Below are 15,832 nucleotides of genomic sequence, written 5' to 3'. Positions count from 1 at the left end.
TTATGACACCGACAAAAGACTTTAAACTGGAATCCATATTAACCAGTGAAGCGGAGAGAAAACGGGCGGTTAAAACGCTCCGGCCTATTACGCGCTACGTTGCTTTTGCTCAGAATTACGAAGTATCCGGGCGATTCAAAGGAGAGTGCCTGCTTTGGGAAAACTTCGAGATGGAATTCCGTTGCTATCTGCTGGGCTACTCAACATCACTCCAGGCCGTAAATGAGGCTATCAGCCTGTTCAGCACATTTAACCCGCTGCGGGCTCCGGCCTGCATACGTGCCACCCTGCACCGCATTCAACAGCAGCTTTCGGCAAATGAATGGCATGGACTTATGCCCCGTTTCATGCAGGCCGTGACAAATATCCATAGCCGGTTCTCCATGGTCGAACTGGCTTCACTTATCCGCGTAAATCAACAACCTGAATAAACCCCTGATACGACTATGAAAACCGATCAGCAGCAGCAAAAAGCCACGGATCATCTGGTAATTCTGGATGACCAGACCACCGGTACGCTATCCGTACGGGTAGCCAGTACCAACCGGTTTACCGATGTAACCGAAGCAGAGGTGCAGCAGCTTTCACAGCAGGCAACCACTGTTCACCGATGTGTATTTGAGGATTTTTCAGCCTCGCCTGTCTCTCAATCAACTTCTAATTCATAATCTGATTATCAAGATGCCAATTTCAGAAAAACCCAGATTTAATACCCTGGCGTGGGTTGCCCAGTGGATCAACCAGCCTAAAATCAGCGCCTCGGTTGACAATGTGAAGCTGATCCAGCATCAGGTTTTCGAGGTTGCGGACCCGTCGGATTTACCCGGCCGTGCCGGTGTGGACGGCGTAGCCAAGCCGGATGAGAGCAAAACCGACAAACAGCCCGCACTGCCAAGTAAAGGCCTGTGGCTTATCGGTAATGACATCTACGGCATTCTGTTCAATCACCAGTCAGACATCGGCTGGACGCCGCCTGCGCATGAAGGCGCTCCGGTTGTCGAGCTTAATGATACACACGGCCGGAAAGTAGCTGACTTCATTGAAATGGCCGGCTACATCGGCACTGAGTTCATCGGCGAGGGCAAACTCCGCGACATCGGCGCCATTACGACCGGCACCCATATTTCTACCTTTGAACAGGGTATTGTACAGCGACTGAAACAGCGCTTTGCCGAAGCTGGCCGGACACTGTATTATAAGACAACGTATGGCGGGTTTCATACCTTCTGGCACACGGTAAAGCCAGGTTTCCGGAAACCAGACGGTGTTCATACTCAGCCAAACGACCCGTACTGGAAAGCGGCATTACAATCGCGGGCCGTTGCCCGCAGCCGGTGCAGCTTTTTTGCGCTGGGCTATGACGAGATGGGCATGGTCCATGATGTAAAGTTTTATGCCGAAGACTTTATGTCCCGTAAGCACTTCTGGAATGTACTCTATGCTGTACGTGTGTGTGTATTCGGCACCACCAATGACAACGGGACTTATAAAAACCGTGTCTGTCTGCACTTCTGGTCGAAAGTCGAGCAGTTGCCAACAGAAGGCGTAACCTGGTCGATTCATAATGGCTTCCGTTACCGGCGCGATGTACCGGCTCTTAACGGCTATGTCATTTCAACCGAACACCCGCAGGTCGATCACGAATTGTTGGTGGCTATGTGTGTAGCGACTTATACCGAGGGCGTAAACGTCGATGGCCGCGAAGGCATTGCCGATGTCTGGAACTGGGAAAACAGCGAAATATTCGGTACAAATCCGCTGAAGATGACCCGGCCAAACCCAAATCCGAATCAGGACAGAGCAAATTTTGTCTCATGGTTCAATGCCTCCACCAACCTGCCGGATAACGACAATGCCCCGTTTACGGATGGTGTTAAAGGGTATCCGGAAAGTCCAATGGGGTATATGGATATCGGCCCGAAAGCCAAGATGATATACAACACAACCAGCAAAACAGCCGGTAAGCAATGGCAGGACTGCAAATACAAATGTATCGAACGAAACGGTGAACGGGTTACAGAAGACTGGGTAACTCCTGCCAATTATGGCACACAGCAAAACGACGGTACGCAGTTGCTGGAATGGGCGTCGATGTATGACGGCTACAATACAACGGGCCCCGGTAAAGTGCATGGCGGCCTGTATGCCCGTGTACGGGAAAAATCTTCAGGTGGTCAGACGCATGTTTCCCTGTTCTGGTATCATCCGGGCCGGAATCCAAATGTGATTGAACGCTACGATTTTCAGACCCCATCAGGCAAGGTAATCCGGCTGCGCGTGCAGGGGGCTGTTTGTGACATGTTCAACGAATCCTACTGATTTATTATGGTTACTCATTTTAACGTGCCGATCAGCGACGAATACGGCCATTTTAATCTGAACTATTATGTTCTGTCTACGGCACTGGAGAACCACATGGAAGCAATAACCCAACAGCTTAAGGAGCAGCCCGACAATGAAAGCCTTATCGAGGAACAGCGCACCTGTATGCTCTTATCGATTGAGCTGGTAATTACTGATGCAAACGCATATCTGAAACGTGAAAATCAAACCGGATACAATGCCGCTAGACGAGTGGATTGAACTTAGCCGGATCAGTTCCTCGCTAATCCGGCATACTGACCGGCATTCACTCTAACTAAATCTGTTTTATGCCAGCACCCGAAGGAAATAATTACGCAGAAGGCCACGGACGGCCAACTGACTACAGGCCCGAGTATGATGAGCAGGCCTACAAACTCTGTCTGCTGGGCCACACGGATGCCGAATTAGCCGGCTTCTTTGGTGTGGCCGAATCGACGGTCAATCTTTGGAAACAAGAGCATTTAAGTTTTTCGGAGTCAGTCAGGCGAGGCAAGGATATCGCCGACGCTGAGGTGGCTGCCAGTTTCTTCAAACGGGCGACCGGCTACCGCTACGAGGAAGTAACGTTTGAAAAAATTGATGACAAGATCACTTTGGAGATATCTCCTAACGCCCTGATTACACAGGACGCTTACAAAAAAAAGGTTGTTACCAAGGAATTGCCACCTGATGCCGGTGCCGCTTTAAACTGGCTGAAGAACCGTAAACCGAAGAAATGGCGGGATAAGCAGGTTGTCGAGGTGCAGAATACGATCTCCGAAGAGGATATGGAAGCACTGAACGATGATCAGATTGAAGCCCTGTTATCGCTCAAAAAAGTACTCAGAAAGCGTAATGAAGGAACTGGCACCACTGATTAATAACCTTGACTACGCCAAACTGCATGTCAGGCTGTTTAAGAATAAGCGGTTTGACTTTATCACTCTCAACGATGGCGTTAAGCACCTGAAGCAGGAAGAAGCGCTCCGGATCCTGACAGACGCCACCACGACCGAGCTTGGTTATGGTGGCGCTGCGGGCGGGGCTAAATCGTGGACGGGTTGCGAGTGGCTGTTCTGGTCGTGTCTTGCTTACCCTGATACGAAATGGTTTATCGGCCGGCAGGAGTTAAAACGAATCACAGAATCAACTCTGATCACTTTTTATAAGGTGGTTAAGAAATATGATTTAGCCGCTGACAGCCTGTTTAAATACAACGGTCAGTACCATTTTATTCAGTTCCACAACGGCAGCCGGATTGACCTGCTGGATCTGCGGCTACTGCCCTCGGATCCGATGTTCGAGCGGTACGGTTCCCTGGAATATACAGGCGGCTGGATTGAAGAGGGCGGCGAGGTTCCTTTTGGGGCATACGATACGCTGAAATCCCGTATCGGCCGGCACAACAACGATAAATACGGCCTGAAACGGAAACTGCTCGTAACGCTTAACCCCAAAAAGAACTGGGCTTATAACACGTTTTACAAGCCTGCAAAGCTGGGGGAGCTGCCTGATTACCGGCAGTTCCTGCAAGCCCTCGTATACGATAATCCGTTCCGGGAATCTGATTACGTGGAGGCGCTGCAATCGCTGACCGATAAAGCTAAAAAGGAACGCCTGTTAAAGGGTAACTGGGAATATGACGACGATCCGGCGGCGCTGATCGCTTATGATAATATCCTCAACCTGTTTACCAATAGCTTTGTCGCATCCGGTCAGAAGTACATTACGGCCGATGTGGCCCGTTTCGGAAAGGACAGCTGCAAAATAGCCCTGTGGAATGGCTGGCGGGTTGAAGGTTGGTACACCCTCAAACACGAAAAGATAACGGCTGTAGCGGCCTTTATACGCGATTTAGCCACCAAGCACCGTGTGCCCATGCAATCGGTGCTCGTTGATGAGGATGGCGTCGGCGGTGGCGTGGTTGACATTCTGGGATGCAAAGGCTTTGTCAACAACAGCAGGCCAAAACCTCATCACAACCCGGCAACCCAAAAGCGCGTAGACGAAAATTACGCCAACCTGCGGAGCCAATGCTATTTCCTGCTGGCCAGAGTCATTAATGACAATCAGATGTATTTCGGGGCTGACATCGGCGAAACCGATAAGGAAGCCATTATGGAGGAACTGGAATACGTGAAAGACCGGGACATCGACACCAGCGGCAAAAAGGAAGTGTGGCGCAAGGATGAAATTAAAGAGATGATCGGCCGCTCTCCGGATAATGCCGATACGCTGATGATGCGGGTTGATTTTGATCTAACCCCTCCTCGACGCCGGTTTGACGGTGCAGATAATAGCTAATTACCTTCTATGTGTCTACCCAAATTTGATAAATGGTGGACTTGGAAACGGGATAAGAGATTTTGTGATCAAGTCTGTTAAATGTTCTTTTATGGTTGGGTATATGATGCTTAAGGCATGCGTATTTGTAAAATTTTCATCTGTTTGACTTGTTGCATCGGATGGTCTAATGAAAATACCTACGGCTTTAATTTCAATATCAACATTAGGATTTTCTTTATCAGGATACACAAGTTCGACTGACAACTCAACATATAGCCTGTTACCCTCTTCCGATAACTCATCCTTTACATGGAAAGAAAGGCTCTGTGCGCTTTGAGGATCAGGAACTACTTGTCTGGATCTTTTGAAACTTGATTCCAGTAATATAACGCTAACAGGCCTATAGCCGTCAAAGTTAGTTGAGTAACTTAATTCAACTTTATTCATAAGAGTCAAACATGTGTAACTTGAATTTCAAAGTCTTTACCGGAATAACCAGCAAATAAAGGCCCACTATCAGCAGAAAGCATTTGAGTATCCACAGTATAGTCTGCAAACCTATTATTAGCTCTTGCTACATTTATAAACAATGCCCATTTGAATTGCTCATTTTTATATAGAACTCCAGTAAAAAGAGCGTCTGGACTCGTTATTTCAATCAATGAGTTTTCCTGAATAAACAGGAATCCTTCTAATGGGTATTGTTTTAGAAATTCTTTTTTCAGTCTTCTTTTAGCTAACTTTATATCAGTGGACTCAGAGTAACCTTCTACATAAGAAATATCCACCAGATGAGTATTTGAAAACTCATCCCACTCATACTTACATAGGGTAAATATGAATTGTCCTACAAAGTTTTCAAGCTTCTTTTTAATATACTCTTGTGAATTCATGACTACTACCTAACAATTATAGAGTTATCTATATAAACCTTTTTTAAACTTTTAACTACATCGACGGCTAGATCATGAGCTCTAGCCCCATCTGTCCTGCTTACAGACTCGTCTTTGTAATCACTTCTTACCCTGAACGTTTTTAACTCTTGGATGTCACTCTGAAATTGATCTGCTAAGTCTTCAAACGTATCATCCCCTTCATCCTCATCCTCCTGCTCGGCTATGTCATTGTAGAAGTAAGAAATTAAGTATTCGTGCAGCCCTCCTCCCTCAGCACTCGTCTCACGTAACCTCCTCACTTCCAACCTAATGTCACTTTCGCTCATCCTCTTTTTATAGCGAAGAATATGTTTCATCAACTGTACACAGCTATAATAAGAACAGTGGACACTAGAACAAAACATATTATTACTTTGATCGAGCAAATGCCGTGCCGACTCCAGATTAGTGTGAGATTTTTCAGATAAGTGACTCATTTACAACCACTAACATATAATTAGCAAGAAGTCTCAAGTATAATTTTGTAGTTATGATACAAAACAAATACAAAGAAAAGTTTACTCCTAATAAAGCTCTTTTTTTTAATGCTTATGATAAAAAAGATAAAGCTTCAAGTGCTAATAAAGATAAGCTATTAACACTTGAAGTGATTACTGCGAGTTAGATACAGAAAAATTAATATGATTTATCTAAGCCGGTGCTTACTCTCCTGAACCGTTCGCCGGTTGTTTCCCTCCCTGATAAACTGCGTAATGCCTGACTCGTCGAAGTGAGTTTCTGACACCGGAAGAGTTTTATTGGCTTTTGCTACTTCTCTTCCAATGGCCTCCGCTGACGGCATTGACTGCGCATGAGCCCTTGTCAGTATACTGACCTGCTCCTGTTGTTTATTCTGATGGATCCGGTCGACCGCTGCCCGTTGCCGCTGGTTCCGGTGTAACATCTCGCTGGCTTCAAATGCCCTGTCATCACGAAGCAGCTTCTCGGTAAGCGTATTCGGGTAGATAATATCATCCCGGCCGACATTAACAACGCTTGGCTTATCAACAATACGTGCTTCACCCTTGCCGTCAATCCACAGCTCCCGACCGGCTTCACCTACCAGTGCCGGGCCCTCGTACCGGTCGCCTGAATCAACATTTTTGCCGTCACGGTATGCCGGCAGCGGCTTCGACAGTACAGCAGCCAGTTGAGCGGCACCCAAAACCCCGATACTGGCAGCCAGGGCGAAGTTTGCCGGTGGCGGCGCTGAGGCTAATGCTTTGGTAACAGCCATCGCCGTATTGATGCCAATTGTGAACGCCCCCTGAATCTTTTCCTGAATCGCCTGACGGCGGCGGATAGCAGCAGCCTGTTTCTCGTAGCGTTCTTCAATGGCTTTTTTGGCATCCGCATTATCACCAACGGCCTGCAATTCACGTTCTTTCTGATCATCCAGACTCTTCAGGTAATTATCAGATGCCTGTTTCTGGTTATCGAAAACGGCATTGATGGCAACCTGAGCCGCCTCTTTATAATTATCCAGTGCCTGCTGACGGGCATCCTTTATCTTCTGCGCATCCTCAACTTCCTTTTTAGTGGCCGCATCGCTCTGCTTGATCCGGTTATCAGCAATCGCCTTATCAACGTCAATCTGAGATTCACGAATAACTTTTAGCCTCATTTGCTTCAGCTGTTCGCGCTCCTCTTCTGTGTCAGCCAGCTCAATTAATTTGTCAAGCCGTTGTTGTTCCAGTTGCTCAGCCGTCCGGATACTGTCAACCTGTGCATCGACAAAATTCTGCAGGTATTCTTTTTTCAGGTCATACAGCCGTTTTTCTGCTTCTATGTCGGTAATATTCCCCTTAGCCGCATCAAGCTCAATCAGTTGTTGCTGTTGCTCATACCAGTCATTCAAATCAGCCAAACGGGTTTCGAGTGCTGATCTCTGTTCTTCGTTGATCTGCTGAAGGCTGTTTTTGGTAAGCTCGACGGCCTCTTTCCAGGTCTTTTCATCCAGTTTCCGCAGGTCACGTGCCCGTTCGCGCTGAGCGTCTAATGACTCATTGCTGATCTGCCTGTATAGCTCCGACTCAGCCAGGCCGGCATTTTTCAATACGTCTTGACGTTTAGCGATACCCTGCTCGGTAATCCGGTAGCGTTCTTCGATGTACTCCATTTCGGAGACAGTGCCGTCTTCTTTCCGGATAGCCAGTTCCTTTAGCTGGGTTTCTGTCTCTGTTTTTGCAGCTGCCAGCAGCCGTTTCATGCTGTCTCGGTGGTACTGAGTTTCAGCATCCAGTTTTTCTCTGGCCAGGTCGCGGTAATCGTCCGTTTCCTTTTTACCGTATTCCTCCAGTAGTTTCTGACGGGCCTTAATGCCGGAGGTGGTGATATCATACCGGCGCTTTATAAACTCCTCCTCGGAAACAAGCCCGTCCTGTTTATCATTACTGAGTTTAGAAAGCTGTACACTGGTATCTGTCGATGAAAGCTGCATTTTACGCTGTAATGCCTGATCGGCCTCACGCTGTTTTTTCTCACGCTCCTGTTTGAGCTTGCCGGCGTTCACTTCATCTTCCTGCGCTTTGGCACGCTTCGCGTTTTCGGTTTCCTGATCTCCGAGCTCTTTATTTACCTTTTTATACTCTTCAATCTGAGCCTTCAGGTTACCAATCTGGGTCGTTACTTTCTTCTCTTTCTTGTTGCTCTCCTTTGAAGGGGCCTCATTCAGGATGGTATCAAGTTCCTGCTGTTTTTTAGCCAGATCGCTCTGTAACCGCTGAATCTCTTTTTCGCGGGCAGGTGCATCAGAGTTCCGGAATTTCTCCTTTTGCTGGGCAACGGCCTGTTCAACAGCACGGCCGGCCTTAGCCTCAGCCAGCGCCCCGTAATTACCGCCCAGGTACATCAGGAATTGACCCCATTCACCGGACTTAATCAGCTGGGTCAAATCAGCAAAAACATCGGCGATGCCGTTCTGTACTTTACCGAAAAAGCTGCTTACACGGCCGCCATCCAGCGCCACAAGAAATAACTTAGCCTGCGTTGTCATCCGGTTCCACCCTGCTTCCATGGACTGAACCTTCTGCTGGTTATCGCTTCCTACAACCTTCTCCAGCTGAACAGCAACCTTTGGCAAAACTGTAGCTGCCAGTAGCTCGCCATTCTCCATCATCTTGTTCAGCTTGGTTTCGCTGACACCCAGCGCATCTGCGAATAGCTTCACGGCTCCAGGCATCCGGTCACCCAGCTGTCCGCGCAATTCTTCTGCCTGAATTTTCCCTTTGGAGAGCATATCTGTGAATGCCTTCAGAGAGCCCTGGATCTGATCGGTTGTCATCTTCAGCTGTGCTCCTCTGGCCGTTATTGCCTTGAACAGGCGTTCGGTCTCCCTGCCCTCGATAGCGGTACCCCGGCTGGCAACCTTCAACCCTTTATAGGTTTCGGCCAGTGCTTCATAGCTGACCCCTAACCTGTCAGCTGTAGCTAACAGCATCTGCTGTGTACGGTTGAAATCATCCGAATCCTTTGTAGCCGCTTTCAGCATGGCATTGATCCGCTCAAAGTCAGACAATACCCCAAGACCGGCCTTGATCGCATCAAGTGCCGAGGAGACACCGATGATGCCGGCAACGGCCCCTAATGCACTCTTACCAAGTCCTGTGAAGGCTGAGCCGTAATTGCCGACGTTTCGTTGATGGTCCCCCAGCGAGTAATCAAACGACTTCAGGGCTTTGTCATTCTTCTCTATCTGAGCCCTCAGTTCAACAGCCGCCTTGTTGTTTTTATTGAAAGACAGGGTGGTACCATCAAGCGTATCGCCCATCTCCCTCAGCCGCTTTTTCATTTCGGCCGTCTGTTTAGACAGGGCCGCATAAGAGCCCTCAGCCGCCTGCGTGGCTTTGGTGGCTTTCTCGGCAACGGTGGTGAGTGACTTTAAAACCTGTGAAGAGCTGCGGATCTCCCGTTGTATTTCATTCAGCCGTTTCTGAGCTCCGGCACCGGTCCGGTCCAGCTCATTATATTCCTGAACAAGCTTTCTGACGTGCTCCTGTAAATCATCGACAGCCGCGGCACTGATACGTAAATAGGTTTCATTCCGCTTCAGCGTATCTCCCTGTAATTTCAGCGCCTGGGTTGATTCATGAACAGAACGGGATAGTCCGTTATCTACAGCTGACTTAAACTGAAGATTAGTAGCCGAAACAATGGCATTTCGGTTGGCGTCTACCTCCTTACGGATAGCTACCATATTCTGCCGGATCCGTTCACTTTGCGTTTCAGAAACAGCTGCCCATTGCTCAATTGCTTTTCTAAGGGAGTCAAAGCCCTTTAATATGCCCGGAAAGTCTGCCAGGTCATCATATTCAATTCTGTTTGAGTTCATTAAACCCGTGTCAATGTAGATGTGAGCGCTTCACGGGCCGGTAGTGAGGCAGATATAAAGATACAGCTTATCGGGGAGCATTCCAGGACAAACAGCAGCCAGTCAGATCAGCAGGCACCTCTGATAAGGTCCTATAGTTGATTATTTGATAAATGATATAATGGTGAAACTATATAATGAGTGAATCAGTAAACTATCACCGATGGCGGGGCCGCTGAGGCCTGCGTTCGTCGAGAGAGTTTTTTGTACGCTAAAACATAAAGAATGAGCCTGAAAGTGATCGTTACTACAGAAGCAGAATTAGCCGAATTAATTGCACAAAACGTTGCAGAAGCAACAAAACCACTTATAGAAGCAATCAACAGCCTGCGGGCGCAGGTTGAGAATAAGAAAGACGTGTATTCCGTTGCCGAACTTGCTGAGAAATCCGGATTCGGTAAAACGATGGTATACGACTGGATCAACAAGGGGCGCGTACTGCCTGATGGTAAGCGGGTGTACCTCAAAACAGTCTCCGGACTCACTGACGGTAGTATACGGATCCGGCATGAAGCATGGAAAGCCTTTTTAAACAGGTTTCCTGATATTAGTTATTGAGTTCTTCTCATCTAACCCTTGAAAGGGTAAAGTATCTTTCCGGTTCCTCGAATCTCGACATCATTACTTTGGTACTTATACCTAACTATCATACATTTGTTATACATAAATAGTTAACAAATGGAGACACAAAGGGATCTTGGGAAGTACATTCAAACGATTAGAAAAGCCGAGAAAATTACACAGGAGGAATTATCTCAAAGGCTAGGAGTCAGTAAAATGACAGTTACACAATACGAAACAGGAAGAAACAATTTTACATTTACCACCTTACTGAAGATTGCCAGCGCATTAGGCTATAAGCTTAAAATTACCTTGGAGAAAGAATAAAAAAAAGCCCTCTAAAGTTAGGTATATATGTATAACTTTGTTATATTTGTAATGTAATTCAGATACAGAAAAGACGCATAGTATCGGTAAGGTTGCCCGTCGAATGGTATGTAAGGCTGATTACAAAAGAAAACCCCGATGCTGACGGTCTGGACAACTACAGCAAAGGGGCGGTAAGTTCACTTTAAACCTTTTGAGAGATCCCATGAACTCGATGCAAAATTACGAAACACAAACGCTTAGCGCAAACGTCACACGTCCGGCCGTCAAATCAGAAGCTACTACGGCAAACTACATCCCGTCTTTATCAATCAATATTGAGCTGGCTACTTTTGCGAACCGCGACCGCGGCCGGGCTTCATCTGATGCTGAGATTGTACAGGAGGCATTAGAGATGTTTGCTGAATACATGATTGACCGCGTTCAGGAAGCCGGTAAAGATGGAGATACGGAAACGCTTGCAGCATGGTGTGAGTACCTCAGCAGAATAAACAACATTCAGGGGCAGATTATCACGGCACTGGTCAAAGCAGATCAGGAGCGCAGCAATCAATCGAAAAATAATCAAAGGTAATGTCTTACTCTGATGGCTTGAAACTTCATAATTTGTTGCCTTTTGATCCTTATTTGTACCTAAATACAGTAATTAACTGAATATCAGTACTAATAAATTCTTTAAGGAAAAACTGAAAAAAGACGCGCTGGCGAATCACTGATTTCCGGCCCCTCTTTCAACGTCCCGGAAGTATAAAAACTTCCGGGACGTTTCATTAAAAGACATAGAAAAACAGGTACCAGGAAACGGCCACCAATACGCCTTCCACAATCCACATTGTCCGGATGTTCCGGAGTGAGGCCCGCCAGACTACCCAGTGAGCGCCAAGCGCCCCAAACAGCACCGGCACGCCGAAAATAAACTGAAGGGCGTTGTTTTCGCGCCCCATGTGCAGCAACCCCTCGACGATCATCATCACCCCAAGCAGTGCCACAAACATAAACGGAGTCAGAAATTCAGCAATCGTTACCGGTTTCGTCTGCATCAGGCTGCTTTTTGCGCTTCTGCATTCCGTTTCCGTGTTGCCGCGGCTTTTTTCGCCGACGCCGAGCGCTCCTCCGCCGACCGTGCCGCCGATGCCGCACCGCCTTTTTTGCCGCCGGTTTTAGCCGGATCTTTATTCACGGCATGACCACGGCCGGAACCGCTTTTTTTGCCGCCACCCGATAGTTTATTCACCGTTGACCACGCGCGGCGTTCAGCCTCTTCGCCCGATACGCCCTGCTCCTCATAGCTCTCCTCAATATGCTCAGCCTGCCGGATCTGCTTGTCGGTATAGGCTGATTTGTCTCCTCTAGCCATCGTTTTAACCAGTTAAGTAAAACAACGTGATGCCGTCAACACCAGACATACCCGCCTGAACAGCACCGTATCAGTGGGGTAAACAGGTCGTGCTCTGTTATGTTTTCAAATATTCACCAATGGTTACAGAGATAGACCGGCCAACCTGTTTACCGTAAAGAATTGGCAACATTCTATTACTTTTACGGTCTTGTTTAACACGCGTGACGTTCATTACCACCGATGACCTTTTACTTTAAATCGTGCTGCCACTTAATGCTGGCCACGTTCTTTTTATACAGTGTGGCGACGCAAGGCCAGTCTCTCGAAAAACTATCGGCTACGGTTGTTACCCGTCAGGTGCAGCAGGGTAAGTCTGTTACCATCAAAGGCGATATTTACTACCAGCGGAACGGCAACATGGTAACCCACTTCACCTACCCGCGCGAAATAGTTATTCTGGCCAACAAACTCGGCGAAACCCGCATTTACGACCCAAAACAGAATGCCGTCCTTCGTTACCAGAACGCCATGTTCAGTACCCAAACCACCCAGCTGGCGTACTTTCTGAACGGCAATACGACCGATATGGGCCTGACGCAGATCGGCTATGTGCAGGACAAAACCTATTACGTTCAGAAACTGCTCGTTACGGAGTGGAAGCTTAAAGCCGCCGATCCGAAAGCACAGATACAGCGGGTAAAGATTGTGTACGACAAGATGAATCCGGTGTATATGCATTATGCCGCCGGCAACGGAAAACTGATCCGGAAGGTATTTTATTACAACTACCAGCCCATTGAAGGGCGACCGTTCCCGACCACCTCTACTGAAATCGTCTATGCGGAAAAGGACTCGTCGGTGGCCAAAACGACCTATGGCGGTTTCCAGCTCAACGGATCGGCCAACAGCCCGTACTTCAACTATACCATTCCGGCCAATGCCAGGGTTAACTAAATCTGTAACGGCGTTGCTGCTGACGCTGCTGTCGTTTACCGGTACGATGGCGCAAACCCGCCGGCAACAGGATCTGGACCTGATCGCGGGCCGCAACTTCCGGACCGGTCAGGAGTTCGCCCAGTACCGGCAGCCCGGCAACAACGCCAATGCCGTGCAGTTCCGGCAGCGTAGCTGGGTTGCCCGGTACAATCCGGTATCGCTGGCCCTGAAAGGAGCCATGCTGGGCTATCAGCGGCTGATGTCGCAGCAGCTGGCCCGCTCCTGTCCCTATCAGATTTCCTGTTCCAATTTCAGCAAACAAGCCATTGAGCAATACGGTGTGCTGAAAGGTGTTTTCCTGAGTGCCGACCGGATCATGCGCTGCAACCGCATCGGATTACTGGATGTTCATGCCATTGACCTTGATCCCGATACGGGCATGATCATCGATTCCCTCAGCCGCTACCGCTAATGTCACTGCCTTCTGTTCTCCGTTTTCTATGGCTGTGCTGCCTGAGCCTGTCGGGTTCACTAACACTGGCCCAGACAAAGCCCGGCTTTACGCAGGAGTGGCGCTTTGCCCAGTATCTGTCGGATAAAGATGCGTTTGACGAAGCAGCCTATGTCCTCGGCAATATCAGCCCTGACGGCCTGACACCGGCTCAGCTCGACTCCCTGCTGTTTTTCCGCGGCTGGATTGCCTACAGTACCAAATCGCTCGACGAAGCCAGCCAGCGGCTATTGCAGGTATCGCCCAACTCGGCCTTTTACCTCAAATCGCAGTATTTCGGAGCCTATTGCCTGGCTTTTCAGGGTCACCGGCAGCAGGCTGCCGATGTGCTTCAGAAAGCCCCTGTACCCGACTCATCCCTGCGTGAGTTACGGGCGTTGCAGCTCGGCGGCATTGCGCTGCTACAACGGCAGTATGAGCAGTATGACCGCCAGCGGCAGGCCTTCAGCTACGGCTCCTATGCCATGGCCAATGAAGAAAAGCGCATGGACGACTACCGCAGACAGCTGCAATCGGTCAAGCGCCGGTCGCCGGTGGTGGCGGGACTGTACAGTGCCATTTTACCGGGCTTAGGGAAAGTCTATGCCGGCAAAACCAAACAAGGTATTGCCTCCTTTCTGCCCGTGCTGACGCTGGGGCTGCTCACCTACGAAGGGCTGCGGAAAGACGGGCCGTTGAGTGCGCGGTTTATCGGCTTCGGCTCTCTGTTTACCGTCTTTTACGTGGGCAATATCTGGGGAAGTGTGGTCTCCGTCAACATCAAACGCAGTGAAATTAACCGGGTATATGATAACAAGATTCTGTTTGATATGCATATTCCTATCCGGAACTTGCTCAATTAAGGCGCAGTCGTTTCTGCAACAGGCTGATTCCCTGCTGACTGCCGGTCAGTATCTGGAAGCCAGTGTGGCTTACGAACGGGTGCTGTTTTCCGAAACGGCTCCTGAGGTCCGGTTTGCTGCGGCATCCGGAAAAACCCAGACCCTTAAACTACGGGGCCGCTATACGCAGGCCATCGATTTTCTCAATACGCAGATTCAGCAGACGGGTACCGACAGTCTGTTGTTTCAGCTCCGGCAGGAGCAGATCCTGTGTGCCTACCTGGCCGGTCAGTTCGAAAACACGATTTCATTAACCGACCGCATTGCTTACATCCACCCCGACCTGCCGCTGTCACCGGTTACGCAGGCCGTCCGGATTCTGTCCCTTAATGAGTTACAGCGCTGGCCGGAAGCGGCGGCTTATTTCAAGCGGCTGGCCTACGGGAGCGGGCAGGATACAACACTGATAACGGCCTACGATCAGCTGCCTAAACTCAAAAGTGCGAAAAAAGCCCAATGGCTGTCGACGTTTATTCCGGGCGCGGGGCAGTTTTATGCCGGCCGGCCGGGCGAGGCGGTACTGAGTATTCTGGTGCAATCGGCGGGGCTGTATTTTGGTGTGGTCAGTTTCATGCAGCACTACTACCTATCGGCCTGGGGCGTAGGCGCAGCCTTGTTCGGGTCGTTCCATGCGGGTGGCGTACGCCGCGCCGAAGTACTGGTCAACCAGTATAACGCAAAGAAGATCAATGCCTTTAACGAAAAGCTGAAAGAGCAGACGTTGCAGCTGGCAGGACAGCAGAAGCAATAAAAAAGGTGGTACAGTCTGACGATCCGTACCACCTTTTTCAGTCAGTATAAATCAGTGTGCTTACTTAGCCCACATGAAGAACTTAGGGTTATCGACAAACTGAGACAGGTTCTCGTTGTTGATGATGATCACGATGATATCGACCAGCGGTACGATACCAAAGATACCACCGCACGTCAGGATATAGCCAATCCAGGTCAGCGGCTTAGTGCCCAGATACAGACGGTGAATACCGAAACCACCTAAGAACAGGTTTAATAACAGGGCCGGCACGAATTTTTCATCTGACGATTTTACTTTAGCAGGCTGACCAAGCGTGTTTGTCGCTTCGGTTGTCTGCATCAGATCGGCCTGGGCTACCATCATGCTCATGTCTTCGCTCTGAGCAATCAGTTGTTCGACCTGCTGATCATCAACCATGTACATCTCAGCTGTTTCGGCAGCCAGGGCATTATTTGAGATAAAAAAGGTTACGGCAACAAAAAATGCAAGGATTAGTTTTTTCATAAATAGAATGATGGTTTTAATTGTTTACTCGCTCAAAACAACAGCATTATCCCTCACTAAGCAACTTCTGATAAACATTTTTCTGA

General features: G+C 48.7%; 21 protein-coding genes. 14 read left to right on the top strand and 7 right to left on the bottom strand.

Annotated features, from left to right (window positions below; all coding sequences use genetic code 11):
* Positions 1–2 precede the first annotated feature (2 nt).
* The 6 genes from AC23NW_RS03920 to AC23NW_RS03895 all read left to right on the top strand — a co-directional run bounded on the left by AC23NW_RS03920 (position 3) and on the right by AC23NW_RS03895 (position 4,647).
* Positions 3–431, top strand: a complete 429-nt coding sequence (locus AC23NW_RS03920) for a hypothetical protein (RefSeq protein WP_487447855.1) — start codon at positions 3–5, stop codon at positions 429–431.
* 15 nt (positions 432–446) lie between these two features.
* Positions 447–668 (top strand): hypothetical protein, encoded by a 222-nt coding sequence (locus tag AC23NW_RS03915; protein WP_487447853.1) that lies wholly within the window; start codon positions 447–449, stop codon positions 666–668.
* Positions 669–681: 13 nt separating this feature from the next.
* Entirely contained in the window at positions 682–2,319 is a 1,638-nt protein-coding gene (locus AC23NW_RS03910) for a hypothetical protein (protein WP_487447852.1), read from the top strand.
* Positions 2,320–2,325: 6 nt separating this feature from the next.
* Positions 2,326–2,583 (top strand): hypothetical protein, encoded by a 258-nt coding sequence (locus AC23NW_RS03905; RefSeq protein ID WP_487447851.1) that lies wholly within the window; start codon positions 2,326–2,328, stop codon positions 2,581–2,583.
* 68 nt (positions 2,584–2,651) lie between these two features.
* On the top strand, positions 2,652–3,224 hold the full coding sequence (locus AC23NW_RS03900) for a terminase (protein WP_487447849.1): 573 nt from the start codon (positions 2,652–2,654) through the stop codon (positions 3,222–3,224).
* Positions 3,199–4,647, top strand: a complete 1,449-nt coding sequence (locus AC23NW_RS03895; protein ID WP_487447848.1) for a terminase large subunit domain-containing protein — start codon at positions 3,199–3,201, stop codon at positions 4,645–4,647. The genes AC23NW_RS03900 and AC23NW_RS03895 overlap by 26 nt, the downstream gene beginning before the upstream one ends.
* Positions 4,648–4,662: 15 nt before the next feature.
* On the opposite strand, the gene AC23NW_RS03890 is transcribed toward AC23NW_RS03895, so the two are convergent.
* Genes AC23NW_RS03890 through AC23NW_RS03880 form a run of 3 tightly spaced genes read right to left on the bottom strand, consistent with a single transcriptional unit; the run spans position 4,663 to position 5,881 of the window.
* Complete coding sequence (locus AC23NW_RS03890; protein WP_487447846.1) at positions 4,663–5,076, bottom strand: hypothetical protein; 414 nt, start codon at positions 5,074–5,076, stop codon at positions 4,663–4,665.
* Between the two features lie 5 nt (positions 5,077–5,081).
* Positions 5,082–5,522 (bottom strand): hypothetical protein, encoded by a 441-nt coding sequence (locus AC23NW_RS03885; RefSeq protein ID WP_487447844.1) that lies wholly within the window; start codon positions 5,520–5,522, stop codon positions 5,082–5,084.
* Between the two features lie 5 nt (positions 5,523–5,527).
* A complete protein-coding gene (locus AC23NW_RS03880; RefSeq protein ID WP_487447843.1) occupies positions 5,528–5,881 on the bottom strand; it encodes a hypothetical protein in 354 nt (117 codons plus the stop codon).
* Positions 5,882–6,054: 173 nt separating this feature from the next.
* On the opposite strand from AC23NW_RS03880, the gene AC23NW_RS03875 reads away from it, so the two are divergent.
* Complete coding sequence (locus tag AC23NW_RS03875) at positions 6,055–6,189, top strand: hypothetical protein (RefSeq protein ID WP_487447842.1); 135 nt, start codon at positions 6,055–6,057, stop codon at positions 6,187–6,189.
* 21 nt (positions 6,190–6,210) lie between these two features.
* Here AC23NW_RS03875 and AC23NW_RS03870 read toward each other — a convergent pair whose 3' ends face one another.
* Positions 6,211–9,894 carry a tape measure protein gene (locus AC23NW_RS03870; protein WP_487447841.1) on the bottom strand — a complete coding sequence of 1,228 codons (3,684 nt, stop codon included), beginning with the start codon at positions 9,892–9,894 and terminating at the stop codon, positions 6,211–6,213.
* Positions 9,895–10,158: 264 nt separating this feature from the next.
* Here AC23NW_RS03870 and AC23NW_RS03865 point away from each other — a divergent pair, with 264 nt between their 5' ends.
* The 3 genes from AC23NW_RS03865 to AC23NW_RS03855 all read left to right on the top strand — a co-directional run bounded on the left by AC23NW_RS03865 (position 10,159) and on the right by AC23NW_RS03855 (position 11,395).
* On the top strand, positions 10,159–10,491 hold the full coding sequence (locus AC23NW_RS03865) for a hypothetical protein (RefSeq protein WP_487447839.1): 333 nt from the start codon (positions 10,159–10,161) through the stop codon (positions 10,489–10,491).
* Between the two features lie 120 nt (positions 10,492–10,611).
* Entirely contained in the window at positions 10,612–10,821 is a 210-nt protein-coding gene (locus tag AC23NW_RS03860; protein ID WP_487447838.1) for a helix-turn-helix domain-containing protein, read from the top strand.
* Between the two features lie 214 nt (positions 10,822–11,035).
* A complete protein-coding gene (locus AC23NW_RS03855) occupies positions 11,036–11,395 on the top strand; it encodes a hypothetical protein (RefSeq protein WP_487447837.1) in 360 nt (119 codons plus the stop codon).
* A gap of 196 nt (positions 11,396–11,591) precedes the next feature.
* Here AC23NW_RS03855 and AC23NW_RS03850 read toward each other — a convergent pair whose 3' ends face one another.
* Positions 11,592–11,861: a hypothetical protein gene (locus AC23NW_RS03850; RefSeq protein WP_487447835.1), complete on the bottom strand. Its 270-nt coding sequence runs from the start codon at positions 11,859–11,861 to the stop codon at positions 11,592–11,594.
* A complete protein-coding gene (locus tag AC23NW_RS03845) occupies positions 11,861–12,178 on the bottom strand; it encodes a plasmid stabilization protein (protein ID WP_487447834.1) in 318 nt (105 codons plus the stop codon). Before AC23NW_RS03845 ends, AC23NW_RS03850 begins: the two co-directional genes overlap by 1 nt.
* A 222-nt stretch (positions 12,179–12,400) precedes the next feature.
* On the opposite strand from AC23NW_RS03845, the gene AC23NW_RS03840 reads away from it, so the two are divergent.
* Genes AC23NW_RS03840 through AC23NW_RS03825 form a run of 4 tightly spaced genes read left to right on the top strand, consistent with a single transcriptional unit; the run spans position 12,401 to position 15,239 of the window.
* A complete protein-coding gene (locus AC23NW_RS03840) occupies positions 12,401–13,114 on the top strand; it encodes a LolA family protein (RefSeq protein ID WP_487447831.1) in 714 nt (237 codons plus the stop codon).
* Complete coding sequence (gene yidD / locus AC23NW_RS03835) at positions 13,098–13,568, top strand: membrane protein insertion efficiency factor YidD (RefSeq protein WP_487447829.1); 471 nt, start codon at positions 13,098–13,100, stop codon at positions 13,566–13,568. Before AC23NW_RS03840 ends, yidD begins: the two co-directional genes overlap by 17 nt.
* Positions 13,568–14,449 (top strand): tetratricopeptide repeat protein, encoded by an 882-nt coding sequence (locus AC23NW_RS03830; protein ID WP_487447828.1) that lies wholly within the window; start codon positions 13,568–13,570, stop codon positions 14,447–14,449. The genes yidD and AC23NW_RS03830 overlap by 1 nt, the downstream gene beginning before the upstream one ends.
* A complete protein-coding gene (locus AC23NW_RS03825; RefSeq protein ID WP_487447827.1) occupies positions 14,412–15,239 on the top strand; it encodes a hypothetical protein in 828 nt (275 codons plus the stop codon). The genes AC23NW_RS03830 and AC23NW_RS03825 overlap by 38 nt, the downstream gene beginning before the upstream one ends.
* 60 nt (positions 15,240–15,299) lie before the next feature.
* Here AC23NW_RS03825 and AC23NW_RS03820 read toward each other — a convergent pair whose 3' ends face one another.
* The gene (locus AC23NW_RS03820) at positions 15,300–15,746 is read right to left on the bottom strand and encodes an NINE protein (RefSeq protein ID WP_487447826.1); all 447 of its coding nucleotides are present in this window, start codon (positions 15,744–15,746) and stop codon (positions 15,300–15,302) included.
* Positions 15,747–15,832 lie beyond the last annotated feature (86 nt).

The organism is Arsenicibacter sp. R0_47, assembly GCF_057652235.1.
The sequence above is the reverse complement of the archived record's forward strand: the minus strand, read 5'-3'. Positions and strand labels throughout refer to the sequence as shown.